1 protein-coding gene is annotated in these 1,126 nt (G+C 38.0%); it reads left to right on the plus strand.

Features of this window, described 5'->3' with window-relative positions:
- Positions 1 to 125: 125 nt before the first annotated feature.
- The coding region (locus tag Q8M88_RS14985; RefSeq protein ID WP_305597961.1) for an OprO/OprP family phosphate-selective porin at positions 126 to 1,126 on the plus strand (1,001 nt) is incomplete at its 3' end.

A 1,126-nucleotide genomic window follows, 5' to 3' on the forward strand; every position in this document is an offset into this window, starting at 1 on the left:
GAAATAAATTATTTGATAAAGAAACCGAGCTGCTGAAAAGCAGCATCGAAGAAGCATTTAGGATTCAAACTAAAATAAAGTAGCTATACTATAACTCAATTAAGAACATATTTATAGGAGTAATCATGAACAATCGTGGAACAGTAAAAGCTGTTGTTCTACTTGCAGCATTTTTGGTGAATTGCGCTCTTCTTTTTGCACAAGATGCAAAGGTTCCGGGCGGTGCAGAAAAAATGCCGCTTGGAGTTGAACAACGTAATGGTAAAATGGTCTTTGAATCTAAAGATGGCTCTTACCAATGGTGGTTCGATTCAAGAATTCAGTTTGATGGCGCAATGTACTTCGAAAACAAAAATCCATTAAGCAATGGTACTTTATTCAGAAGAATAACTTTTGCAACTAAGGCGGTTTTGGGTAAGGATTGGCAAGCCGAACTTGATTTGGAATTTAGCGAAGCAGTTTTGGATTTACGCGATGTTTGGGTGCAATACACTATCCCATCTGTTAATCTTTCTCTTCGAGCTGGAAATTTTAAAGAGCCTATTGGTATGGAAAGATTGAACAGTTCTCGTTTGTTATCTTTCTTAGAGCGCTCTTCAGTATCAAGCGCATTTCCTAGAGGAAGAAGAGTTGGTGTTGCCGCAAGATATTGGACAGATAACGGGCAATTAACTGCTGGAATTTTTGGACACGAACCGGGAACTAAGATTGATAAAGGTACAAGAGATGAAGGATTCTCAGCAAACGTAAGAGCTTCTTATGCAGCAATTAATGAACATGGCAAAAACATCCATATTGGAGCTGCTTATGCATATACTATTCCTGAAACAACTCCTGAATTTGCTCCTAACACAATTGAATTAAATGCCAGAACCGAATCTTATGTTTTCGACCCAAAATTCCTTCACACCGGCGATATTTCTGATGTAAATTATTATAACCGCTTCGGTGGTGAACTAATGGGAATCTATGACTCCTTCTATTTTCAAGCCGAATATTTAGCAACAACTGTTTACCGTTGGTATGGAAAAAGTGATATTAATGTTAACGGCGGATACGGAATGTTAGTTTATAATATTACAGGTGAAACCAGATACTACTACGCAGATGAAGGTGAGGTTGGTCC

This window comes from Phenylobacterium sp., from assembly GCF_030693805.1.
Lineage (GTDB): Bacteria > Pseudomonadota > Alphaproteobacteria > Caulobacterales > Caulobacteraceae > Phenylobacterium.